At 45.4% G+C, this 23,873-nt stretch carries 25 protein-coding genes; 21 read left to right on the forward strand and 4 right to left on the reverse strand.

The genetic code is table 11. The features are described 5' to 3' along the window. Positions 1-12 precede the first annotated feature (12 nt). The 21 genes from flhF to F0251_RS00225 all read left to right on the forward strand — a co-directional run bounded on the left by flhF (position 13) and on the right by F0251_RS00225 (position 18,984). Positions 13-1,524 carry a flagellar biosynthesis protein FlhF gene (flhF, locus tag F0251_RS00125; protein WP_105059167.1) on the forward strand — a complete coding sequence of 504 codons (1,512 nt, stop codon included), beginning with the start codon at positions 13-15 and terminating at the stop codon, positions 1,522-1,524. Between the two features lie 13 nt (positions 1,525-1,537). After that, positions 1,538-2,425: a MinD/ParA family protein gene (locus tag F0251_RS00130; protein WP_008218303.1), complete on the forward strand. Its 888-nt coding sequence runs from the start codon at positions 1,538-1,540 to the stop codon at positions 2,423-2,425. After that, positions 2,418-3,152 carry an RNA polymerase sigma factor FliA gene (locus F0251_RS00135; protein ID WP_004739861.1) on the forward strand — a complete coding sequence of 245 codons (735 nt, stop codon included), beginning with the start codon at positions 2,418-2,420 and terminating at the stop codon, positions 3,150-3,152. Before F0251_RS00130 ends, F0251_RS00135 begins: the two co-directional genes overlap by 8 nt. A gap of 43 nt (positions 3,153-3,195) precedes the next feature. After that, on the forward strand, positions 3,196-3,564 hold the full coding sequence (gene cheY / locus F0251_RS00140; RefSeq protein WP_008218307.1) for a chemotaxis response regulator CheY: 369 nt from the start codon (positions 3,196-3,198) through the stop codon (positions 3,562-3,564). A gap of 113 nt (positions 3,565-3,677) precedes the next feature. Then, complete coding sequence (locus F0251_RS00145) at positions 3,678-4,409, forward strand: protein phosphatase CheZ (RefSeq protein WP_008218308.1); 732 nt, start codon at positions 3,678-3,680, stop codon at positions 4,407-4,409. 9 nt (positions 4,410-4,418) lie between these two features. After that, a complete protein-coding gene (locus tag F0251_RS00150) occupies positions 4,419-6,590 on the forward strand; it encodes a chemotaxis protein CheA (RefSeq protein ID WP_171730074.1) in 2,172 nt (723 codons plus the stop codon). Between the two features lie 13 nt (positions 6,591-6,603). Continuing rightward, positions 6,604-7,722 carry a chemotaxis response regulator protein-glutamate methylesterase gene (locus F0251_RS00155; RefSeq protein WP_171730075.1) on the forward strand — a complete coding sequence of 373 codons (1,119 nt, stop codon included), beginning with the start codon at positions 6,604-6,606 and terminating at the stop codon, positions 7,720-7,722. Positions 7,723-7,732: 10 nt separating this feature from the next. Next, positions 7,733-8,515 (forward strand): ParA family protein, encoded by a 783-nt coding sequence (locus tag F0251_RS00160; RefSeq protein ID WP_008218313.1) that lies wholly within the window; start codon positions 7,733-7,735, stop codon positions 8,513-8,515. Then, positions 8,502-9,623 carry a chemotaxis protein CheW gene (locus tag F0251_RS00165; RefSeq protein ID WP_171730076.1) on the forward strand — a complete coding sequence of 374 codons (1,122 nt, stop codon included), beginning with the start codon at positions 8,502-8,504 and terminating at the stop codon, positions 9,621-9,623. The genes F0251_RS00160 and F0251_RS00165 overlap by 14 nt, the downstream gene beginning before the upstream one ends. A 70-nt stretch (positions 9,624-9,693) precedes the next feature. Further along, positions 9,694-10,188 (forward strand): chemotaxis protein CheW, encoded by a 495-nt coding sequence (locus F0251_RS00170; RefSeq protein WP_004739873.1) that lies wholly within the window; start codon positions 9,694-9,696, stop codon positions 10,186-10,188. Then, complete coding sequence (locus F0251_RS00175; RefSeq protein ID WP_008218316.1) at positions 10,188-10,700, forward strand: DUF2802 domain-containing protein; 513 nt, start codon at positions 10,188-10,190, stop codon at positions 10,698-10,700. Before F0251_RS00170 ends, F0251_RS00175 begins: the two co-directional genes overlap by 1 nt. 275 nt (positions 10,701-10,975) lie before the next feature. Then, entirely contained in the window at positions 10,976-11,593 is a 618-nt protein-coding gene (ccmA, locus tag F0251_RS00180; protein WP_171730077.1) for a cytochrome c biogenesis heme-transporting ATPase CcmA, read from the forward strand. Between the two features lies 1 nt (position 11,594). Continuing rightward, on the forward strand, positions 11,595-12,263 hold the full coding sequence (gene ccmB / locus F0251_RS00185) for a heme exporter protein CcmB (protein WP_004739878.1): 669 nt from the start codon (positions 11,595-11,597) through the stop codon (positions 12,261-12,263). Between the two features lie 147 nt (positions 12,264-12,410). Beyond that, on the forward strand, positions 12,411-13,151 hold the full coding sequence (locus F0251_RS00190; RefSeq protein ID WP_004739880.1) for a heme ABC transporter permease: 741 nt from the start codon (positions 12,411-12,413) through the stop codon (positions 13,149-13,151). A gap of 14 nt (positions 13,152-13,165) precedes the next feature. After that, complete coding sequence (ccmD, locus tag F0251_RS00195; protein ID WP_008218322.1) at positions 13,166-13,372, forward strand: heme exporter protein CcmD; 207 nt, start codon at positions 13,166-13,168, stop codon at positions 13,370-13,372. Continuing rightward, positions 13,369-13,851, forward strand: a complete 483-nt coding sequence (gene ccmE / locus F0251_RS00200) for a cytochrome c maturation protein CcmE (protein WP_008218324.1) — start codon at positions 13,369-13,371, stop codon at positions 13,849-13,851. Before ccmD ends, ccmE begins: the two co-directional genes overlap by 4 nt. Further along, positions 13,848-15,818, forward strand: coding sequence for a heme lyase CcmF/NrfE family subunit (locus F0251_RS00205; protein WP_171730078.1), 1,971 nt, complete (start codon positions 13,848-13,850; stop codon positions 15,816-15,818). The genes ccmE and F0251_RS00205 overlap by 4 nt, the downstream gene beginning before the upstream one ends. Positions 15,819-15,823: 5 nt before the next feature. Further along, entirely contained in the window at positions 15,824-16,375 is a 552-nt protein-coding gene (locus tag F0251_RS00210) for a DsbE family thiol:disulfide interchange protein (protein ID WP_008218327.1), read from the forward strand. Further along, the gene (locus F0251_RS00215) at positions 16,372-16,863 is read left to right on the forward strand and encodes a cytochrome c-type biogenesis protein (RefSeq protein ID WP_105059172.1); all 492 of its coding nucleotides are present in this window, start codon (positions 16,372-16,374) and stop codon (positions 16,861-16,863) included. The genes F0251_RS00210 and F0251_RS00215 overlap by 4 nt, the downstream gene beginning before the upstream one ends. Next, the gene (ccmI, locus tag F0251_RS00220) at positions 16,863-18,083 is read left to right on the forward strand and encodes a c-type cytochrome biogenesis protein CcmI (protein WP_105059173.1); all 1,221 of its coding nucleotides are present in this window, start codon (positions 16,863-16,865) and stop codon (positions 18,081-18,083) included. Before F0251_RS00215 ends, ccmI begins: the two co-directional genes overlap by 1 nt. A gap of 118 nt (positions 18,084-18,201) precedes the next feature. Next, positions 18,202-18,984: a VacJ family lipoprotein gene (locus F0251_RS00225; protein ID WP_105059174.1), complete on the forward strand. Its 783-nt coding sequence runs from the start codon at positions 18,202-18,204 to the stop codon at positions 18,982-18,984. 95 nt (positions 18,985-19,079) lie between these two features. On the opposite strand, the gene F0251_RS00230 is transcribed toward F0251_RS00225, so the two are convergent. The 4 genes from F0251_RS00230 to F0251_RS00245 all read right to left on the reverse strand — a co-directional run bounded on the left by F0251_RS00230 (position 19,080) and on the right by F0251_RS00245 (position 23,489). Beyond that, positions 19,080-20,363 (reverse strand): outer membrane protein transport protein, encoded by a 1,284-nt coding sequence (locus tag F0251_RS00230; RefSeq protein ID WP_171730079.1) that lies wholly within the window; start codon positions 20,361-20,363, stop codon positions 19,080-19,082. Positions 20,364-20,659: 296 nt separating this feature from the next. Continuing rightward, positions 20,660-21,922 (reverse strand): outer membrane protein transport protein, encoded by a 1,263-nt coding sequence (locus F0251_RS00235; protein WP_063523594.1) that lies wholly within the window; start codon positions 21,920-21,922, stop codon positions 20,660-20,662. Positions 21,923-22,219: 297 nt separating this feature from the next. Next, positions 22,220-22,948 carry a DUF3379 domain-containing protein gene (locus F0251_RS00240; RefSeq protein ID WP_061033678.1) on the reverse strand — a complete coding sequence of 243 codons (729 nt, stop codon included), beginning with the start codon at positions 22,946-22,948 and terminating at the stop codon, positions 22,220-22,222. Beyond that, the gene (locus F0251_RS00245; protein WP_004739895.1) at positions 22,941-23,489 is read right to left on the reverse strand and encodes a sigma-70 family RNA polymerase sigma factor; all 549 of its coding nucleotides are present in this window, start codon (positions 23,487-23,489) and stop codon (positions 22,941-22,943) included. The genes F0251_RS00240 and F0251_RS00245 overlap by 8 nt, the downstream gene beginning before the upstream one ends. Between the last annotated feature and the right edge of the window lie 384 nt (positions 23,490-23,873).

Consider the following 23,873-nt stretch of genomic DNA (forward strand, 5'->3'; position numbering starts at 1 on the left):
CGGACGATCGAATTGAAAATTAAACGATTTTTTGCAAAAGACATGCGGACTGCTCTGCTCCAAGTTAAAGAAGAACTTGGTTCGGACGCAGTGATCATGTCTAACAAAAAGGTCGCAGGTGGCGTGGAAATTGTTGCCGCTATTGATGGCGAATCTAGCCCGTCAGCAGCGAGCCCAAGACTCAACAAACCTCAGCAGCCTGCGCATAGCCAATACACGCAAATGGCCGCTCCCTCAGCTCCGGCAGGGCGTCGCGAATTAGATGATGACAAGGTAAGCCTTCAGTCAAACTCTGAAGGTGGACGCTCGATGACTAAGCGCTTTGCAAACATGCTCAAGCAATACAGTCATGGCGCAGACGATGAGCCGCAGCACCGCGCTGAAAACGAAGACTCCCTGTCAGCGTTACTCAATCGTCAATCTAGCAACAGTCACCTGTCGCAAAATAACCAGCCATCGAGTGGTAGCCTAGATTCAGCATTTGCTCGCGAAACTGGCCTCTCTAAATTGATTGCTGAAGATCGCCGAGTTGAACGCCCTGCACCTCGTTTGGATCCGACTCGTTACGATCGCGGTCGCGACAGTGGTCAATCCAAAGGTTCTGATACCGAAATGGAAACGATGCGTGAAGAGATGACCTCAATTCGTCGTCTGTTAGAGCATCAAGTTTCTGGGTTGATGTGGCAAGAAGTTGAGCGCCGTGAACCGCTGAGAGCCATGCTTATTAAACGTCTTGAACGCATGGGTGTGTCGGCAGAACTTGCAGATCAGATGGCTTGTTACATTCCTGAAGATACCAAACCAGCTCGTGCATGGAAGGCGTTGTTAGCCTTGGTTGCTGACCAGATCTCCGTGACACAGAAAGATATTTTAAAACGCGGCGGAATTGTGGCTCTACTTGGCCCAACCGGCGTGGGTAAAACGACGACGGTTGCAAAGCTTGCGGCTCGTGCTGCCATGGAATATGGCGCAGATAACGTAGCACTAGTGACAACGGACACATATCGTATAGGTGCACATGAGCAGTTATCGATTTATGGTCGCATTATGGGTTGTCCTGTAAGAGTTGCTAAAGATTCTAGCGAACTGGCCGATGTAATATATCAGTTACGTAATCGTCGCCTGATTCTGGTTGATACTGCGGGTATGGGACAACGAGATGTTCGCCTATCTGAGCAGTTAGACACATTGATGCAAGAGAGTGGTTCCGTTATCAATAGCTACCTTGTTTTGCCGGCTACAGCGCAACGCAAAGTACTACAAGAAACAATTGAACACTTTAGAAGAATCCCGTTGTCGGGATGCATCATGACTAAATTGGATGAATCTCTCAGTCTTGGTGAATTCATCAGTGTCGTAATACAAAATGCATTACCAGTTGCTTACATAGCAAATGGTCAACGAGTTCCTGAAGATATCGTTATAGCTCAACCAAAGTACATGATTGCTAAGGCAAATGAGTTATTAGAGAAATCTACAGAGAATGAACCTCATTACTGGAACAGCGATTCTGAAGGGCTCTAGGCGGCGGATAAATATGAATGAAAATATGATACACGATCAAGCTAGCGGCCTCCGTCGCTTAACCAAGCCTTCAATCACCAAAGTTATTGCGGTAACCGGTGGTAAAGGCGGCGTTGGTAAATCTAATGTGACGTTAGGTATGGCTATTTGTATGGCGCGCCAAGGTAAAAAAGTCATGGTGCTTGATGCCGACTTAGGTCTTGCGAACGTTGATATCATGCTAGGAATTCGCTCTAAGCGAAACCTTGGGCATGTGTTAGCGGGTGAATGTGAACTCAAAGATGCGATTGTTGAAGGTCCGCACGGAATTAAAATCATTCCTGCGACATCGGGCACGCAGAGCATGACAGAGCTATCACACGCACAACACGCTGGTTTGATTCGCGCATTTGGTACCCTTGAAGACGAGATGGACATCTTGCTAGTGGATACCGCGGCTGGAATCTCGGACATGGTGATCAGTTTCTCAAGAGCGGCGCAAGATGTGGTGGTCGTGGTTTGTGATGAACCTACTTCAATCACTGATGCATATGCGTTAATTAAGCTTCTGAGTAGAGAACACCAAGTTCAGCGATTTAAAGTTGTTGCAAATATGGTCAGAAGCTACCGTGAAGGCCGAGAATTATTTGCAAAATTGACTTTGGTCACAGAGCGCTTCTTGAATGTGAGCCTCGAACTCGTAGCATGTATTCCTTTAGATGATAAAGTACGTCAATCAGTCAAGAGACAGAAAATCGTAGTCGACGCGTTTCCTCGCTCTCCAGCTGCGTTGGCAATCAGCTCATTGGCAAATAAAGCATTGACCTGGCCAATACCAAAAACACCAAGTGGACACTTGGAGTTCTTTGTTGAAAGGCTGCTGAACCGTACTGAATTTGTAGAGGAACCATTTGGTGAATAAAGCGCTTACCTACGACCAACACGCTAATCACAATAGCCAACAGGCTTTTTTTGAGAAGTACTCTGTGTTGGTTAAACGTATCGCTCATCACTTGTTGGGGCGATTACCGCCTAATGTATTGGTTGATGACTTGATTCAAGCGGGCATGATCGGCTTGATTGAAGCGCAGCAAAACTATGATGGTACCAAAGGCGCAAGCTTTGAGACGTATGCCGGTATTCGAATCCGTGGTGCAATGTTGGATGACATTCGCCGTGGGGATTGGGTGCCGAGATCGGTTCATAAAAACAATCGAGAAATCAGCAGTGCAATTGCGGAACTAGAGAGTACTCTCAACCGCGACCCAAGCGATGCCGAAGTGGCAAAGCACATGGGACTCAGTTTAGAGCAGTATCATAGCGCTTTAACTGATATTAATTGCTCAAGATTGGTCGGGATCGAAGATTTAGGCGTCTCAGATGATGTAATATCTCCGAATGAAGACTCTCAAGATAACGCGCCTTTTCAAGGGGTTGCTGATGAGTCATTCCGCCAAGCTCTGATCGATTCGATAAAACAGCTTCCGGAAAGGGAAGGCTTAGTGCTTTCTCTTTATTACGACGAAGAACTCAATTTAAAAGAGATTGGGGAAGTATTAGGTGTCAGCGAATCTCGTGTCAGCCAAATATTGAGCCAATCTATGCAGCGTTTACGCACTAAGTTAAGTGCTTGGACACAGAACGACTAACAACACTGATTTTTATTCAGTGGAGGCTAATTTGAACAAAAACATGAAAATTCTCATTGTTGATGATTTTTCAACGATGCGCCGAATTGTTAAAAACCTACTTCGCGACCTAGGTTTCAACAACACACAAGAAGCAGACGATGGCTTGACCGCGTTACCTATGCTGAAAAAAGGCGAATTTGATTTCGTGGTAACTGACTGGAACATGCCGGGCATGCAAGGTATCGACCTGCTAAAACACATTCGTGCAGATGCTGAACTGAAGCACCTTCCAGTGCTAATGATCACAGCAGAAGCGAAGCGTGAGCAGATCATCGAAGCAGCGCAAGCGGGTGTAAATGGTTACATTGTGAAGCCTTTCACTGCCGCAACTCTTAAAGAAAAACTAGATAAGATTTTTGAGCGCTTATAAGCATTAAAAATAACCTGTTTTTAGGCGCTTCTAGAGAGACATTAACTTTTTAGTTTCCCGTTTTTCTCAAACGTTGAAGCGTCACAAATATGCGGAGTAAGGCCGAACTCAGGATGATTTCATTAGAACAAGCAAAAAAATTAGTAGAGCTGCTTGAAAACGATGAGCAGCAAGATGCTGATTCTCTTGTTAGAAGCATTTATGAAGACAACTTTAGTCTTCAAGACAATCCAATGCTTCAAGAAATAGGTAGTCTGACTCGCGACCTCCATGACTCTTTGACACAATTCAACTTTGACGAGCGCATTAGCGTTATCGCAAATGATGAAATCCCTGATGCAAGGGATCGCCTTCAGTATGTCATTGATAAAACGGAAGTTGCGGCAAATAAAACGATGGACGCTGTCGATCGCTGTATGCCAATCGCAGACAACCTACACGAGTGTTTACTTCAAGTAAGGCCTCAATGGAATGAACTGATGCATGGCCGCATTGAGCTGGCACAATTTAAAGCTTTATGTCACCGCATTGATGGATTGCTTGTCCAAGTAGAGGGCGATAGTACCGAACTACGTGGGCAACTGACTGAAATCTTGATGGCTCAGGATTTCCAAGATTTAACTGGGCAAATTATTAGCAAAGTTATTACCTTGGTTAATGAGGTTGAAGGGCGCTTAGTCGAGATTCTCACCGTATTTGGTGCGAATCAGGTTGAGCCAACTCCAACATCAGAGAAGAAAGCATCGATTGCTCCAGAAGGACCAATCATGAATCCAGAAGAGCGCGAAGACGCTGTTGCTTCTCAGGATGAAGTCGACGATTTGTTATCCAGTCTTGGATTTTAAAGGTAACGTATGAGCTACGATTTAGACGAAGATATTCTTCAGGACTTTTTAGTCGAAGCAGGAGAGATCCTTGAGCTTCTATCAGAGCAGCTGGTAGAACTTGAGAATAACCCTGACGACAAAGACCTATTAAATGCTATTTTCCGTGGTTTCCATACAGTAAAAGGTGGTGCTGGTTTCCTAGCATTAACTGAGCTGGTGGATACTTGTCATGGTGCCGAGAATGTGTTCGACATTCTACGCAACGGCCAACGCAGCGTAACATCAGGCTTGATGGATACCATGCTGCAGGCTCTAGACACTGTTAATACACAGTTCCAAGCCGTGCAAGATCAGGAACCTTTAGTGCCAGCAGATCAAGCATTATTGGATGAGCTTCACCGCCTCTGTAAACCAGAGTCAGCAGATGAAGTTGCACCAGTAGAAGCGCCTGCACCTGTTATCCCTGAGCCTATCGCTGTTGAACCTGAACCGGTTGTCGAAAGCCCGAGCATCAGCGCCTCTTCAGTAGACGATATCTCTGAAGATGAATTTGAACGTCTGCTCGATGAACTTCATGGTAAAGGTGGCTCACCAACGTCATCTGCGGCACCAACACCGCCGCCAGCACCAGCTGCACCACAACCTGTGGTTGATAGTGGTGATATCACTGACGACGAATTCGAAAAGTTATTGGACGAACTGCATGGTGCGGGTAATAGCCCGACAAGTGCTGGTTCAACGCCGCCTCCACCTGCTGCAGCACCAGTATCGGCGATGTCTGAGGGCGACGATCTGATGACTGATGAAGAGTTTGAGAAGCTACTTGATCAGTTACACGGCTCTGGCAATGGTCCATCAGTTGAAGAACTCGATGCCGCGACTAAGCCTGCTGAAAGTAAGCCAGTTGCACCTCAAGCTGCGCCTAAGCCGCAACCCGCAGCGCCAGTTGCTGTAAAAGCTGAACCTGCACCAAGTGCACCGGCAAAAGCGGAAGTGAAAGCGCCGGCTAAGAAGCAGCAAGCGGAAGCAACCGTTCGTGTTGATACCTCAACGCTGGATACCATTATGAACATGGTTGGCGAATTGGTATTGGTTCGTAACCGACTCGTTAGCCTTGGCTTGAACAGTAACGACGAAGAAATGTCGAAAGCTGTCTCTAACTTAGATGTTGTTACTGCAGACCTACAAGGTGCGGTAATGAAGACTCGTATGCAGCCGATCAAGAAAGTATTTGGTCGCTTCCCTCGAGTTGTCCGCGACCTTGCACGTAGCCTGAAAAAAGACATCGTTCTTGAGATGCGTGGTGAAGAAACGGATCTAGACAAAAACTTAGTAGAAGCACTTGCTGATCCACTGATTCACTTGGTTAGAAACTCAGTTGACCACGGTATTGAAATGCCTGAAGACCGAGTGATGGCGGGTAAATCAAGAACCGGTAAAGTGATTCTGTCTGCCTCTCAAGAGGGTGATCACATTGAGCTGGCTATCGTTGATGACGGTGGCGGTATGGACCCCGATAAGCTTCGTGCTATTGCGGTTAAACGTGGTCTGATGGATGAAGATGCTGCTTCTCGTTTATCAAACAAAGAGTGTTTCAACCTAATTTTCGCGCCAGGCTTCTCAAGTAAAGAGCAGATCTCTGATATCTCTGGTCGTGGTGTAGGTATGGACGTTGTGAAAACGGCGATCAACACACTGAATGGCTCAATTGATATCGATTCTGAGATGGGACAAGGCACCAAGATTACGATCAAGGTTCCACTGACACTAGCGATTCTACCTACCTTGATGGTTGGTGTTTCTGGTCACCCATTTGCGCTGCCTTTGGCTTCGGTTAACGAGATCTTCCACTTAGATCTAAGCCGTACCAACGTGGTTGATGGTCAGTTGACGATCATCGTTCGCGATAAATCGATTCCACTGTTCTACTTGCAAAACTGGCTTGCACCGAAAGCCGGTGATGTTGAGCTACGTAAAGGGCATGGTCATGTGGTTATCGTACAACTTGGCAGCCAACGTGTTGGTTTTGTTGTTGATACGCTTATCGGTCAAGAAGAAGTGGTGATTAAGCCGCTTGATAAATTGTTGCAAGGTACGCCTGGCATGGCAGGCGCAACAATTACGAGTGATGGTCACATTGCATTGATTTTAGATGTGCCGGACTTGTTGAAGCAGTACGCAGCTGCGTCAAGAATTTAATTTAAGGATAAATATGGCGATTAAAGTATTAGTCGTTGATGATTCGAGCTTTTTTCGTCGTCGAGTAAGCGAGATCATCAATTCAGAGGCTCGCCTAGAAGTCATCGATGTTGCGGTAAATGGTAAGGAAGCGGTAGAGAAAGCGAAACAGCTAAGACCTGACGTGATTACCATGGACATCGAAATGCCTGTCATGGACGGTATCACAGCCGTTCGTGAAATTATGGCGGCGTCTCCAACGCCTATTTTGATGTTTTCATCGCTAACGCATGACGGTGCTAAAGCGACATTAGATGCTCTAGATGCGGGTGCTTTAGACTTCCTACCTAAGAAGTTCGAAGACATTGCACGTAACCGCGATGATGCCGTTGCGTTACTTCAACAGCGTGTGATTCAGATTGCGGCTAAACGTGCTTTCATGCGCCGTGCACCAATTGCACCGAGGGCGACAGCAACGACTTCAACATCCACGTCATTGCGTCAACCGGTTTCTAATGCTACTCCAGCCGCTAGACCTGCGGTCGCATCCGCTGCGAAATTCAGAGCTTCGGGTAAGAAGTATCAGCTAACGGCAATTGGTACGTCGACTGGTGGTCCGGTTGCGCTGCAGAAGATTTTAACGCGTATCCCTGCGAACTACCCGCACCCTATTGTGCTAGTTCAACATATGCCTGCGACTTTCACAGCGGCTTTTGCTAGCCGCTTGAATACCTTGTGTAAGATCGAAGTTCGCGAAGCTCAAGACGGAGACGTGTTGAAGCCTGGCGTTGCTTATCTTGCTCCAGGCGGCAAGCAGATGATGGTTGATGGTCGTGCTGGATCGGCTCGCCTAAGAATCATCGATGGCGGCGATCGCATGAACTACAAACCTTGTGTGGATGTCACTTTCGGCTCTGCTGCGAAGATCTACGGCGACAAAGTGTTGTCTATGATACTGACAGGTATGGGTGCCGATGGTCGAGAAGGTTCACGCATGTTGAAAACCGCAGGCTCGACAATCTGGGCACAAGATGAAGATAGCTGTGTTGTATATGGTATGCCTCAAGCTGTAGCAAAAGCTGGCATTTCTACTGAAGACCTACCTCTGGACCGCATCGCGGAACGGATCTTGGTTGAAGTTGGGTTAGCTTAGGTAAATCGAGATGATTGTTTGGAGTGTTGCAAACCAAAAAGGTGGTGTTGGTAAAACAACCACGACAGTGACCATGGCAGGCCTGCTTGCTTTAAAAGGACACCGCGTGTTGTTGGTGGATACTGACCCACATGCATCACTGACCACCTATCTGGGTTACGACTCAGATACGGTGGAGTCGAGCTTGTTCGATCTGTTTCAGCTTCGTGAGTTTTCTGCGCAGGCGGTAAGACCGCTGACGTTGCAAACCGAAGTTGAAGGCATCGATATCATCCCAGCACACATGTCATTAGCAACACTTGACCGTGTGATGGGAAATCGAAGCGGTATGGGGTTGATCTTGAAGCGTGCTTTGGCGGCGTTGAAAGAAGATTACGACTACGTGTTGATCGACTGTCCGCCAATTCTTGGTGTGATGATGGTGAATGCATTGGCAGCGAGTGACCGTATTTTGATTCCGGTACAGACTGAGTTTCTGGCGATGAAGGGGCTAGAGCGTATGATTCGTACACTAACCATCATGCAGAAATCTCGCAAAACACCGTTTAAGGTGACGATTGTCCCTACCATGTACGACAAGCGAACCAAGGCATCACTGCAAACACTTACGCAGCTGAAAGAGGACTACCCAAACCAAGTTTGGACCTCAGCGGTACCAATTGATACCAAGTTTAGAGACGCAAGCTTAAAGCGCTTGCCTGCCTCTCACTTTGCATCGGGAAGCCGTGGTGTATTTGCTTATAAACAGCTGCTTATTTATCTCGAAAGGTTGGCGATAAATGAGCGAGAATAAAGATTCAACAATAGCGCGACCAGGCCTATCAAGTGAACAAGCACTGGATGACTATTTTACTGCGCTATTAGGTGATGAAAGCTTTGAAACTGAAGAATTTTTAGTTGACGAGTCTGATGATGAGTCACAATCTGAAGAGCCAGAGCCAGAGCCAGAGCCAGAGCCAGAGCCAGAGCCAGAGCCAGAGCCAGAGCCAGAGCCAGAGCGTCAATTAGCGAGTCATTACTCAAGCTACGCCGAAATACGTGCAGCTGAGTTTGAAGTACCTAACCTAGAGGACGTTCAGAAGCTACTGAGCCGATTAGAGGCAACCAATGTTGTTGAGGACCTGAATCTTGACGAACTGATGGACCAGAACACGCAGAAAATCGCTCAGCAAGCAGACATGCAAATGTTTGATGCTGCGGTTGAGTCGGTTCAAGTCTCGCTAGAGCCAGAGATTCAAGATTGGAACCTTCCTGAATCTGATTTATCGATGGCGGCAGAACCTCTGGTTGAACTGCAGCCAATTGAAGAATCAACAGTAGAAGCTGAGCTTCCAACGGTTGAGCAACCAGTCTCTGAGATCGAAGCCGATGTTCCTGACATTGAGTCCGCTATTGAGCCAGAAACACAAGCGGGTGGTGCAGGGCAGTTTACTTCTTGGGAAAGAACGGCTCGAACAGAAGACTTCCAAGTTTTGTATTTTGATGTCAATGGTGTGACCTTTGCAGTACCACTGGATGAACTGGGTGGTATCCACCGCCTTGAAGAGGTCAATCACATTATTGGCAAACCATCTTGGTATTTGGGGTTACAAACCAACCGAGACAGTCAGCTAGATGTGGTCGACACCGCAAAATGGGTGATGGCCGAGAAGTTAGCCAGTGACGAATACAAAGAAAACTATCAATATATAGTAATGCTTGGAGAAAGCTTATGGGGGCTTGCGAGCACAGAGCTTAAAGGCACCGAGCTGCTTAATACTGATAAAGTACGTTGGCGAGAAATGGCAGGAAAACGCCCATGGCTCGCTGGTATGGTAAAAGAAAAAATGTGTGCTTTGATCCATGTCGAAGCATTAATCGCCATGCTAAATGCAGGGCTAGATGTAAAAGCATTGAGCTAGTACCAAGATTGGTACAACAAAAGCATCAAGTTAATAATAGTGGTCGGTAACGACGGCAAGAGGATTATCTATGTCTCAAATGAGTGAAGTTGAAGTAAGAAAAGATCAAACGAATGACGAAGTACTTCAATGGGTAACATTCCAGCTAGAAGAAGAAACTTACGGCATCAATGTAATGCAAGTTCGTGAAGTACTGCGTTACAGTGAGATTGCTCCGGTACCAGGTGCTCCTGACTACGTTCTAGGTATTATTAACCTACGTGGTAACGTTGTTACTGTTATCGACACTCGTTCTCGCTTTGGTTTGATGCAAGGTGAAATCACGGATAACACTCGTATCATCGTTATTGAATCTGAGCGTCAAGTTATTGGCATCCTGGTTGATAGCGTTGCTGAAGTGGTTTACCTACGTTCTTCTGAAATCGATACAACACCAAGTGTTGGTACTGACGAAAGCGCGAAGTTCATCCAGGGCGTTAGCAACCGCGATGGCAAGCTGCTTATCTTAGTAGATCTAAACAAACTACTAAGCGAAGACGAATGGGATGAGATGGCTCACCTATAATGTTTGAAGCGCTTCCTTTAAGCCCTGCTGCACTGATTGCTGGAGTTGGGGTTTTTACGTTATTCATCTTGATTTTGATAAGCAAAGTAAAAAGTGCGATTCAAAAGCAACTGGATCAGTCACGCCTACAGGTTCGTAACTTGGATAAAGAGCTGCAAAAATCGAGCAAGCAATTGTTAGAAGTTCGCTCTGTTGTGGTTGGCCTTGGCCAGAAAGTGACTGAACAACAAGATCTTATCAAACATTTGAATGAACGTATTGTTGAGCTGGAACATGCGGATACCGATGGACGTTTGTACACGCGTGCAACGAAAATGGTTCAGCTTGGCGCTGGGATTAACGAGTTAATTGAAGAATGTGAATTACCCAAAGCAGAAGCTGAGCTGATGATGTCTCTGCAGAACAAGCTTGCTGGTAAAGAGAAAATTCCTTCATTACGAAGCGACCCTTCCTCGTTTGATGAGCATCCCACCGCCTCTCGTGATCGCAGGGATCCACCTCGACGTCGTTAAATTGAGCGCTATTCGTGGATAAACACGCATGTTTGTCGCACACCTTTTAAAAAGAAGCTTCGGCTTCTTTTTTTGTGCCTGTATAACTGTTTATAGAACGATGTTTATAAGTGCTTGTTACTACAGCAATATCTCATTTTTGGTCAAAATGTGTAAATTGTGATGCAGTAGTAACAGTTTCTTACCGACTTTGTTCTACTGAAAACGCCTAGTCCTGTTTTGTCACCATGTTGGTGTGCTACTATAGCCCTCTCATTACTCGACTAAATTTACCTATGCTAGAAGTCTCAAATTTAACTGCTATTCGTGACGAAAGGGTTCTGTTTGAATCGTTATCTTTTCAATTGAAACCAGGAGAGTTGGTTCAAGTTGAAGGGCGTAACGGTACAGGAAAAACGACACTCCTTAGGATCATCACTGGTTTAGGTGATCGTGACGAAGGCACTATCTCTTGGGATGGCGAATCTATCGAATCAAGTCGAGATGTGTATCATCAAAATTTGCTTTTTCTTGGCCACCAAACGGGTGTAAAGTGCGAGCTTAGTGCCTATGAGAACCTCAGTTTCTATCAGTCAATTCATTGTGGCGGAACCAATAAGGAAGAGCTTTACCATGCGCTTGCTCAGGTAGGGCTTGCAGGTCGAGAAGATGTGCCTGCTGGGCAGCTTTCTGCTGGTCAGCAGCGCCGTGTTGCCTTAGCTCGTCTTTGGTTGAGTAAGCAGATGTTGTGGATTCTCGACGAGCCACTGACTGCGATTGACAAGCAGGGTGTTAAAGTTCTTGAATCGCTTTTTTCTCAGCATGCGGATAACGGTGGTATTGTGCTACTCACGACGCACCAAGATATGTTTGCTGATAGCCCGAAACTAAGAAAAATAAAGTTGGGTGAGTAATATGATCTCTTCTATGACCACCATTATCCGACGTGAGCTACTTATCGCTTTTCGACGTCAGGCGGATATCTTTAACCCGTTGTGGTTCTTCATCATTGTTATCACGCTTTTCCCATTAAGTATCGGCCCTGAGCCAAACCTACTTGCACGCATTGCGGCGGGTATTGTTTGGGTTGCTGCTTTACTTTCTGCGTTACTGTCTCTTGAGCGTCTATTTCGCGATGATTTTCAAGATGGTGCCCTTGAACAGATGATGCTGATGCCCATCCCGTTGCAGTTGGTAGTATTGTCCAAGGTCATAGCACACTGGTTATTGACCGGGTTACCATTAATTTTAATTAGCCCATTGTTGGCTGTTTTGTTGTCATTGGATTTTGACACTTGGCTCTCTGTTGTGATGACTTTGCTTGTCGGAACGCCTGCCTTGAGCTTTATTGGGGCGATTGGTGTTGCTTTGACGGTTGGGTTGCAGAAGGGCGGGGTGTTACTGAGCCTGTTAATTTTGCCGCTATACATCCCTATTTTGATTTTCGCAACGTCAGCGATTGACGCTGCGGCGTTGGGCGTTGCCTACAATGGTCAACTAGCGATTCTCGGCGCCATGTTGATGGGCGCGATGACGCTAACGCCTTTTGCGATCAGTGCCGCACTTCGCGTGAGTGTGAACTGATAACGGTACCAGTATCGTATAGCTAAAGTGAACCAAAGTGTTCGATGAGACTCATAGAGTCAGCAAAACAGAAAGCAGAACAAATATATTATTATAATTATAGCTTTAGTAGCTGTAAGCAATATGAAGTAAGAGTGAGATTACAACATGTGGAAATGGCTCCATCCCTATGCCAAAGCAGAAACGTCATACCAGCTTGCTGGTAAACTTCTGCCGTGGTTCTCAATCCTAGCGCTATTGTGTCTATCCGTTGGTACGGTGTGGGGCCTCGCGTTCGCACCTTCTGATTATCAACAGGGTGATAGTTTCCGAATTATCTACATTCACGTTCCTTCTGCCATTTGGTCGATGGGCGTATACATGTCGATGGCGATTGCCGCGTTTATCGGTTTGGTATGGCAGGTAAGGCTTTCTGATATGGCTGCACTGGCGATGGCGCCGATTGGTGCTGTATTTACCTTCATTGCTCTGCTAACAGGCGCAGTTTGGGGTAAGCCAATGTGGGGCGCTTGGTGGGTTTGGGATGCACGCCTAACCTCAGAGCTGATTCTTCTATTCTTATATCTAGGTGTAATTGCACTTCACCATGCGTTTGATGACCAAAAAACAGCAGCAAAAGCGGCGGGTATTTTGGCTATCGTCGGCGTGATTAACCTCCCTATTATTCACTTCTCGGTAGAGTGGTGGAACACACTTCATCAAGGCGCGACGATCACTAAGTTCGCAAAACCTTCGATTTCAAGTGACATGCTATGGCCGCTTCTTCTCAACATCTTCGGTTTCGCTTTCTTCTTTGGCGCTTTGACCATGATTCGTTTCCGCAACGAAATCATCAGCAAAGAAAGTCATCGTCCATGGGTTCGCAAGCTTGCGGCTGATAAAGCGTAGTAGGGTAGGTATTTATGTATTTTGAATCTTTGAGTGATTTCTTTGCCATGGGCGGTTACGCGTCATACGTATGGAGTGCATTTGGAATCACATTTCTCTCGATGATCATCTTGCTGGTGGTAAGCGTTCGTCGTGGTAAGCAATTACTAACTGAAGTACAAGCTAAGGTTGATCGCCAAGCTCGTATCGATGCAGCAAAAAATATGGAGAACACTCTATGAACCCAAGACGCAAAAAGAGGCTGGGCATTGTCTTAGCGATCTTTTTTGGTATCAGTGCAACTGTTGGATTAATGGTTTACGCACTTAACCAGAACATGGATCTGTTCTACACACCAACTGAGCTGGTAAACGGTAAAGATGGTAAAAAACCTGAGGTTGGCCAACGCCTACGTATTGGTGGCATGGTTGTCGTAGGCTCTGTAAGCCGTGACAACGAATCACTACGAGTAAGCTTTGATTTGGCAGATGTAGGTCCTAAAGTAACAATTTTATACGATGGTATCCTTCCTGATCTTTTCCGTGAAGGCCAAGGTATTGTTGCTCAAGGTGTCCTTAAAGATGCGACGACAATCGAAGCGTTTGAGGTGTTGGCAAAGCACGATGAAGAGTACATGCCTTCTGAAGTTGCGGAAGCAATGAAGAAAACACATGAGCCTTTGCAATACACGACTGAACAAAAAGAAGGAAATGCTCAATGATAGCCGAGATCGGCCATTTTGCGATGATCCTGTCCTTGGGACTTGCATTGCTGCTAAGCGTGCTCCCATTGTATGGAGCCGCTCGAAATAACACATTATTGATGAACAGCGCACGACCGTTGTCGTGGGGTATGTTCGGATTCTTAGCGATTTCGTTCTTTATCTTGTGTTACGCGTTTTACACAAATGACTTTACGATTCAATACGTAGCAAGTAACTCAAACAGCCAACTACCTTGGTACTACCGAATTACGGCGGTTTGGGGTGCGCACGAAGGTTCATTACTGCTTTGGGTTCTCATCCAAGCGGGGTGGACTGTAGCAGTAGCGACATTCAGTCGTGGTATGCCTCAAGAATCTGTGGCTCGCGTATTGGCTATCATGGGTTTGATTACTGTCGGCTTCTTGCTGTTCATTATCGTGACGTCTAACCCGTTCTTACGTACATTGCCTTTCTTCCCTGTTGATGGCCGTGACCTGAACCCACTACTGCAAGATCCGGGTTTGATCATTCACCCACCGATGCTTTACATGGGCTATGTAGGTTTCTCTGTTGCATTCTCTTTCGCGATTGCTTCTCTAATGAGTGGTCGTCTTGATACGGCATGGGCTCGTTGGTCTCGTCCTTGGACAATTGCAGCTTGGCTATTCCTAACGGTAGGTATCGCACTAGGTTCATGGTGGGCATACTACGAACTTGGCTGGGGTGGCTGGTGGTTCTGGGATCCAGTAGAAAACGCTTCATTCATGCCTTGGTTGGCTGGTACTGCACTGATGCACTCACTAGCGGTAACCGAAAAGCGTGGCACATTTAAAGCTTGGACAGTATTGCTGGCTATCTCTGCGTTCTCATTAAGCTTGTTGGGCACTTTTTTAGTTCGTTCGGGCATTTTGGTATCGGTTCACGCGTTCGCGTCGGATCCGGCTCGTGGTATGTTTATCCTAGGCTTCTTAGTCTTTGTTATCGGTGGTTCACTATTGCTGTTCGCAGTGAAAGGTGCGTCAGTACGTGTTCGCGGTAACTTCGATCTAGTCTCTCGTGAAAACGCACTACTAGGTAACAACATCCTGTTGATTGCTGCTCTGGTGGTGGTGTTAGTTGGTACTCTACTACCACTCGTTCACAAACAGTTAGGTTTGGGCTCGGTATCTATCGGTGCGCCATTCTTCGATATGCTGTTCTTCTGGTTAATGATTCCGTTCTCGTTCCTGTTGGGTATCGGTCCTCTTATTCGTTGGAAGCGTGACAACCTATCTAAGCTTGTTAAGCCGATGATTATTTCAGGCGTATTCTCGTTAGGCTTGAGTGCGCTAATGGTGACTCTGCTAGCTGACCGCTTCAGTGGTACTGCGTTTGCAGGCTGGGTAATGGCATTCTGGATCATCTTCATGCATGGTTTTGAACTGCATGAGCGTGCGACTCACCGTCATAGCTTCATGAAAGGTCTAACTAAGCTGCCTCATAGCCACTGGGCGATGGTGTGTGGTCACATCGGTTTAGCCGTAACTGTAATTGGTATCGCAATGGTACAGAACTACAGTATTGAACGTGATGTTCGTCTGGCACCTGGCGAGAGCTACCAGCTTGAAGAGTACGACTTCCTATTCACAGGTGTTCGTGACAAAGATGGTCCAAACTACGATGGTTACATTGCTGATTTTGAAATCACAAAAGAAGGCAAGTACATCAATACGCTTCACGCAGAAAAACGCTTCTACACGACGGCTAAGTCTATGATGACAGAAGCGGCGATTGACCGTGGTGTAACGCGCGACCTTTACATCGCAATGGGTGAGCGTCTAGACGACAACAAATCTTGGGCTGTACGTATTTACTACAAACCATTTGTACGTTGGATCTGGGCCGGTTCTTTGATCATGTCTCTTGGTGGCGCTATCGCTATCAGTGACCGTCGTTACCGTTTCCGTAAGCCAACCAAAAAGTCGGCTCAAGAGCAGGAGGCTTAACTCGAATGAACAAAAAGATTTTATTCATTCCATTGATTGCGTTCATGGTTCTAGCGGGAATCTTTGCAACGCAATTGGTGCGTAACCAGTCGGGCGATGACCCGACTAAACTTGAATCGGTATTGATCGGTAAGCCAGTACCTGAGTTTGATCTCGAAGACTTAGAGCAACCTGGCAAGTTACATGACCAAGCGATCTTTAAAGGTGAGCCGCTGCTTCTTAACGTGTGGGCGACTTGGTGTCCTACTTGTTATGCAGAGCACTCCTACTTGAACAAGCTGGCTGACAAGGGCGTTAAGATTATTGGTCTTAACTACAAAGATGATCGCAACAAAGCGGTTGGTTGGTTAAAAGAGCTAGGTAACCCGTATCTAATCAGTCTTTTTGATGGCAACGGCATGTTAGGTCTAGACCTTGGTGTGTATGGTGCTCCAGAAACTTTCCTAATCGACGCTAATGGTGTAGTTCGCTATCGCCATGTGGGCGATGTAAATCCAACGAACTGGGCATCAACGCTTGAGCCGATGTACAACGACCTGTTGGAGGAAGCGAAATGATTAAGAAGGCACTGATTACTCTATTCGCTACGTTTGCAATATCAGCGACGGTTTCTGCCGCGCCAATCGAATTTCATGAATTTGATACTGTAGATCAAGAGCAACAGTTTAAAGAGCTGAGCAATACGCTGCGTTGTCCTAAGTGTCAGAACAACACGATTGGTGATTCGAACGCAGAACTTGCGGTCGACCTGCGCCAAAAAGTGTATGAGATGACCAAAGATGGTAAGTCGAAGCAAGACATCATTGATTATATGATTGCTCGCTACGGTAACTTCGTTACTTACAATCCGCCATTAACACTTGCGACGTCGATCCTTTGGGTCGGCCCATTTGCAGTGGTAGTGTTTGGATTTGGTTTGATCATTTTACGAAGCAGAAAGTCAAAATCGAAAGCAGCAACAGAGTCAGATCAAGACTGGGATGCAGATAAAGAAGCACGTTTAAAAGCGTTACTCGATGAAGAGAACGACGGAGATAAACAGTAATGACTCTATTTTGGATTTCTACCATTATCCTTTCGCTAGCAGCAATCTTTTTGATTGTTTTGCCTTTCATTAATAAAAAGGCAAACAATGACGATGTGCTTCGTGATGAGCTGAATAAAGCATTCTATAAAGACCGTCTCGATGAGCTAGAAGTAGAAGCTGAAGAAGGCCTTGTTGATAACCAACAGGAGCTGATCGCTGATCTGAAACAGTCTCTACTTGATGACGTTCCGGCTAAGCAAGAGATGAAGAAAACTCACATCTCAACAGTGGGTGTTGTTGTACCCTCTATCATTCTTGTTGTGGCCGTTACTTACGGTATGTACTTCAAGTTTGGTGCGCTAGACAAAGTTCAACATTGGCAAGAAGTGAGCTCTAATCTTCCTGAGTTGTCTAAAAAGCTAATGTCTTCAGAAGGCGGCACGTTAACGGACGACGAACTAGAAGATTTGACGTTAGCACTGCGTACGCGCTTGCACTACCAACCTAAAGATTCAACGGGTTGGCTGCTGCTAGGTCGAATTGCTCTGGCTAATCGTGATGCACAAACCGCGATTGATGCGATGGAACGTGCTTATAAGCTAGAGCCTAAGGACGAAGATGTTCAACTTGGCTTTGCACAAGCACTGATGTTATCGCCAGATGAGGCAGAGCAAAACCAAGCTCGTCTACTTCTAAGCCGTTTGGTTCAAAACGATTACGTAGACCTTCGTGTGTTCTCACTACTTGCTTTTGATGCATTTGAGCGTCAAGACTACCCAAGTGCGGTTAAGTACTGGAGCATCATGCAACAGATGATCGGCCCACAAGACAGCCGTTATGAAATGCTTTCTCGCAGCATCGAAAGTGCTCAGAAGAAAATGGGTGACGCGATGGGTGTTGATCAAGGCAAGAGTGTTGCAGTAACGCTTGATCTAGCTGCTGATGTGAATGCTGACCCCAATTCTGTGTTGGTAGTTTCGGTACACCGAGCAGATGGTTCACCAATGCCAGTTGCTGCGGCACGCTACCCATTGGGTTCTTTCCCTCGTACTGTTGTACTTGATGACGGTAATAGCATGATGCAAGGTCAACAGTTGTCTAGTCTTGAAACTCTGATGGTTAGAGCTAGGCTTGATACAGATGGTAACGTTTCAACTCGCGATGGTGATTGGTACGGTGAGAGTGAAGTGGTTGAATTGGGTGAACCTGTGACCATTAATATCAATAAGCAATATTAATCATCATTTTGCATAGGTGTTAGCTATTCCGATTTATAAACAAACGGTATAGACTTACGCAAACAATTGAGGCCAGCGATTGCTGGCCTTTTTTATTATTCCTTATGGAAAAGGTGATATGTCTATCAGTGTTTTAAGACTCTCGAGTTTACTCTTTATCGCAAGCTTAACGGTGGGCTGTTCTAGCGCGCCAGATGATAGCAATAATGATAATCTCGAAACCTCTGAATACGTCGAAGAATCCCACCCGAATGATCCTTTTGAAGGTTTCAACCGTGCGATGTGGGATATCAACTACGAGTATTTAGATCCTTATTTGGTTCGCCCTGTTTCTCTCGCTTATGTTGACTACACCCCTGTGCCAGTGCGTTCTGGTATCTCCAACTTTTTAGCCAACTTAGACGAACCATCAAGCATGGTGAATAACCTCATCATGGGTAATGGTGAGAAAGCGCTCGACCACTTTAACCGGTTTTGGATTAACTCGACTTTTGGTCTGTTAGGCTTAATCGATATTGCGAGTGAAGCAGGAATCACCAAATACGATGACAAGTCGTTCTCTGATGCGATCGGTCATTACGGAGTAGGGAATGGTCCGTACTTTATGGTGCCAGGTTATGGTCCTTTAACAACACGTGAAGTGACTGAAACCGTTGATGGCCTGTATGTTCCTCTGTCGTTCTTAAACTTTTGGGCGAGCTTAGGCAAATGGGCTTTCGAAGGTATGGAAACACGTGCTCAGTTAGTTTCGCAAGAAGCGCTGCTGGACGATTCTCCAGACCCATACGCGTTAACACGTGATGTCTATATCCAACGTCGTGATTTTAAAGCTGAGATTGAACCAGAAGAGGTTGATCTTGAAGAAGAAGATTTCATCGATGGTTATCTAGAAGATTACTAGATACGCGATTTAGGAAACCGATAAAAGAAAGGCTCGATGTTGAAAACAACATCGAGCCTTTTTAATGCTTATGACTTTAGGTTAAGTCAATCAGATTAGAAGCGGTAGTTAGCTTGTACACCAATTAGCCAGATGCTACCAGTCACTTCACCTTCGAAGCTGCCACCAAACATATCAGCACCACCGAAGCCTGGGTCTGTTTCATGCATTTTAGCGTCTTTCGCTAGAATGTAAGTGAAGCCAGCGTCTAGTGTTAGTTGCTCAGACCATTGGTAACCTGCACCAATACTTAACCAAGTACGGTCTGTTTCTGGAATCGTTGCTGTGCGGTGTTCTTCGCTTACTGCTGATGTATCGTAAGCAATACCAGAACGTAGAGCCAACTTAGGTGTCATTTGGTATGTAGTACCAATCGCAAAGCGGTAGTTGTCTTCCCAGTTTTCTTGCTTGATTTCTACACTATTTTCACCTGGGAAATCAGCAACAAGCTCCTTAAAGCTACTCCAGTTTGTCCAGTTAATGCTCGCATGAACTGCTACTTTATCTGTTAATTGATGGAAGCTAGCAAGTTCAGCTGTTGCTGGAAGAGCAAGATCCATTGAGCCATTTTTGTGGGCTGTTGGGTTTGCTTGGTTAAAGCCGAAGCCTTTCGCGTAACCTTCTAGCGTTAGGTCTACCTCTGACTTATAGGTGAAACCTAGGCGGTTACTTTCATTGATTTGCCACGCTGTACCAACTTGCCAGCCCCACGCTGTGTCATCGCCTTCCATGTATTTTAAAGCTGTACCTTGAGGAAGAGGAACTAGAGAGTTTGCAGTAGATACCGCACCAAAGCTACCTTCAGCCATGATGTAACGAATGCCACCACCAATAGATACGCTTTCAAGTACTTGGTACGCTGCGTTTAGGTTTAGCTCCATTGTAGTAACGCTTGCTTCGTTACCGTGGTTTGCGCCACCGAAGTCTTTACCTAGGTCTGTTTCCATGCCGTAGTTAGTGCCGGCAGCAAAGCCCAACGCGAATTTGTCGTTGTACTTATGAGAAACATAAAAGTTTGGAATTACTGCACTGTGGGCGAAGTCACTAGAGTTTGAAGTCGTTGTACCACGAAGTGTTGTAGAAGTGCCGTCGATGTCGATGTTTGGATCAACATAGATACCACCAACTGAAACTTGAGTACCTTCTAGGTAAGTCAGCATTGCAGGGTTACGCCATTGTGCGTCTGCACCGTCAGCCATTGCTGCTTCGCCAGCGTATGCGCGGCCTAGGCCTGTTGCTGAGTATTCTGCTAGTTGAAAGCCTGCTGCTTGAGTTACAGTAGAAGCTGAAAGTAGTCCAACTGCCACTGCAGTAGATAGAAGAGTCTTATTCATTTTCATTATTATGTTCGCTGAATCATAAGTATTTAGTGGCGTGATTCTACTTTTAGAGTCATTACTTTAGAAATGAAATTCGAATAAAACAGTGTTTTAGGGATTAAATGACAAAATATGACTGATTATTAGGTTAATAGTCTGAATGTTTCGAGTGTGTTATCGAATTTGAGCGTACACTTGTAGCTATAAATAGCCCGTGTAGGCTACAGCTGTAAGCTTAAATTGATGTTAGTCAGTGGCTTAGACAATAAAAAAGGGTCGCATAAAGCGACCCTTTGAGAATTATAACCTAGCTTATATTAGAAGCTGCGGCTGTATTGTAGACCTAGTAGGATTGCATCAGCGTGCGTTGTTGCGCTAACAGAAGTTGCGCCTAAGCTTTCTTCAACTTTAGTATCATCACCTAGTAGGTAAGTGAAACCAAAGTCTACGTTAGAGTCGGTATTAATGTGGTATGTGAAACCAGCAGAGAACCATTGACGATCTGAATCTGGTACAGAGATAGAAGTTAGTGAATCTTGTGCACTTGTGTCGTACATGTAACCAGCACGAAGCGTCCAATCAGTGTTCAGGTAGTATGTACCACCAATAGCGTAGTGCCAACCATCTTGCCATTTGTAATCTTTCTGGTATGCACCTGTGCCGCCGCTTAATGCGTAAGCTAGTGTCGATTGAGTAGGATCTAACTTCTCGAAATCAATTGAGTCGAATGCACTCCAGCCAATCCATTGAACAGAGTAGTGAACAGCGAATTTAGTGTCTTCAATTTTGTGGAAACCAGAGAACTCTGCCATATCTGGTAGAGGTAATGTGATTTCTTGACCATTGTCATCTTCCGCAGTGAATTCTGGGCTGTAACGGTAAGATAAACCAAAACGGTTGTTTTCATCTAGCTCGTAAACTGTACCTACGTTGAAGCCAACAGCCCAACCAGTTGCACCATCTACGTCAAGTAGTTTTTGTCCTGCGGCTGGGCCAAAGCCTACACCAGCAGTACGCTTCATTGTGCCTTCACCGTAGATCAGGTCAAGACCTGCACCAAAGCTCCATTGGTCGTTTAGACGGTAAGAGCCTGCAAGACCGAAGTTGATGCTCATTACATCGGTTAAACCGCCATATTCGCTAGCTAGGTAATCATCTGAGAATTCAGTTTTAGTACCGAAGTTAGAGTAAGCGTTCACACCCCAAGCAAATTTTTCGTTAACAGGAACAATGAGGTGGATGTTTGGAGCCACTGAAGTATCACCAACATCATCAACGTTATCTACCGGCATAGCGCCGCCAAGAGTGTTGTAGCTAGCATCTTTTACTTCAATCATTGAAGTGATTGTTTCAAAACCAAGAGATAGCTCAGTTTTGTCAAATAGTGCCATTGCAGCAGGGTTACGTGCCATTACTGACGCGTTATCTGCGATTACTGCATCACCAGCGAAAGCACGGCCAATACCGGTTGCTGATTGTGCGTTAAGTTGGAAACCTGCTGCCATCGCTTGCGAAGACGCCAGTGTAATTGTTACTGCTAAAAGAGACTTTTTAAACAGACGCGTGTTGTTGGTAGTCATTCATTTATTCCTTTATATATCCGCCTCTACAGGGCGATTAATTTGAGCAATTGCTCAATGGTGGCTGATCCTATTCGCAAGTATACGATATACAAATCCGACCATTGGAAAATTTGAGTGGAAAATTATGGAAATGACGCCTATCTGGCACGAAAATGGTGCTAAATGCTGTTTTTTAGAGTTTTAACTCTAGAGTTATTTGTTCTATGGATGAATTGGTGTTTTATTTATAAATAAAGCCCAGCAATATCAAGAATATAATTGCTGGGCCTTTAATTGAGGGGCTTTGAGAGCTGATTAGCTCATCGGTTTGATCATTTTCGTCAGCTTTTCTGAGATTTTAGAAACATCCTCGCCATTTTCACCAACGAGTATCAAACTGCTGTTATCAATCGGCATTACCGAACCTGACATCCCTTTTTCGTCAAAGTCGACTGGTTTGTCTGTCGGGATGCTAGTTAGAAATAGCGTAACTTTGCCTTTTTCACCCTGGAATACCATGTGCACTGCGTTAGACTTCCCAAAACCACAATGGTTCAGGTAATAGACGTGGTATGGGAAAGCTTCATCAAACTGAAAAGCAAATGGGTTCATTTTTGCATTGATTTGCTGTGATGTAACTTGTTCATCGATGGTGCTCACAAAGCTCTTTTCATCGATAACATGTTTCATCGCCGTATCAACCAAGCTTGCTTGCGCTGGAGACACTAATGCATTTCCCCAGTTTACTTGGCCAACTAATAGACCAGCAACAAATGCTACGGAAGCGGCCATTGCCATTGCACGTCTAGCAAAAGTAGGGCGTACTACTTTGCTCTCTTCGCTTGAGGTTTGATTGAACAGAATGCGATCGGCAAGATCGTCTGGCACGTCTACATTCATTGCAGAGTGGATCTGTTTATCAAGCGATAGTACGTCATCTAAAAAGTTACTGTTGGCTTCGCTATTTGCGGTTGCATCAACAATATCTTGTGTACGCTGTTTAGGTTCCGACAATACACGACGACGAAATTCTAAATCATCCATTATGTTGCCCCCTCTCTGCTTCTTCTGTATCCAGCATCTCTTTCAATTGATTTCGAGCTCTGAATAAACGTGTCATCACCGTGTTTTTGTTGAGATCGAGAATGTCCGCGATCTCGTCACCACTAAAACCACCAATCACTTGTAAGAAGAGAGGTTCACGGTAATCAATTTCAAGTTTCATGATCTGGACTTGCAACCATTGGTGTTGATGGTGCGGGTCATCACTGACACTAGCATCATTACCATGATCGTCGATATCAACCAGATCAAACTGTTTGCGTTCAAAACGTCGAGCATTCTCGCGGCGTAAGATAGTAATCAGCCAAGATTTTGCGGCTTTTTCATCTTGTAGGCTATCGAGTGATTTCCATGCGCGAAGGCAAGTTTCTTGCACTAAATCTTCGGCAATGCTTTTGTCTTTGCATAACCAATAGGCGTAGCGAAAGAGGTCACGGTGATAGGCACGTACGAGTGCTTCGTATTTTCTTTGTTTGTCCATATCAGAGTTGACCGGACGCTTGGCTTTTTTCTTTCCAAACATTTTTATTATTGACACACGAGCCTCCATAATTGCTCTGCGTATAGCTGTCCTCTATACGTTGTGCTTCGTTTATAGTCTGTTTCGTCTTTAGAGCGAACGGCGGCTGGAATTCGTAAAATCACATTAAAATTGATCTACTTCAAAATCTAAGACCCTGAAAAAGTTATAGTACACCTTGTCGTCTAGTTAGTCATTCGTGGCTAGCATGTTGAGCAAGACGACACTTCCTTTTGAAGGCTGACTTTACTTTCTCCTAATCAGGAAACTGATTATTTTCAATTGGCGTCAAGTTAATTGCTTTATACACATTCCGACCACACAGCTTTGTGTGGTTTTTTTTTGCCTCGAGAAAACCAATCTCCTACACCGCCATAACAGTCTTTG

The organism is Vibrio sp. 070316B (assembly GCF_013114115.1).
Lineage (GTDB): Bacteria > Pseudomonadota > Gammaproteobacteria > Enterobacterales > Vibrionaceae > Vibrio > Vibrio chagasii_B.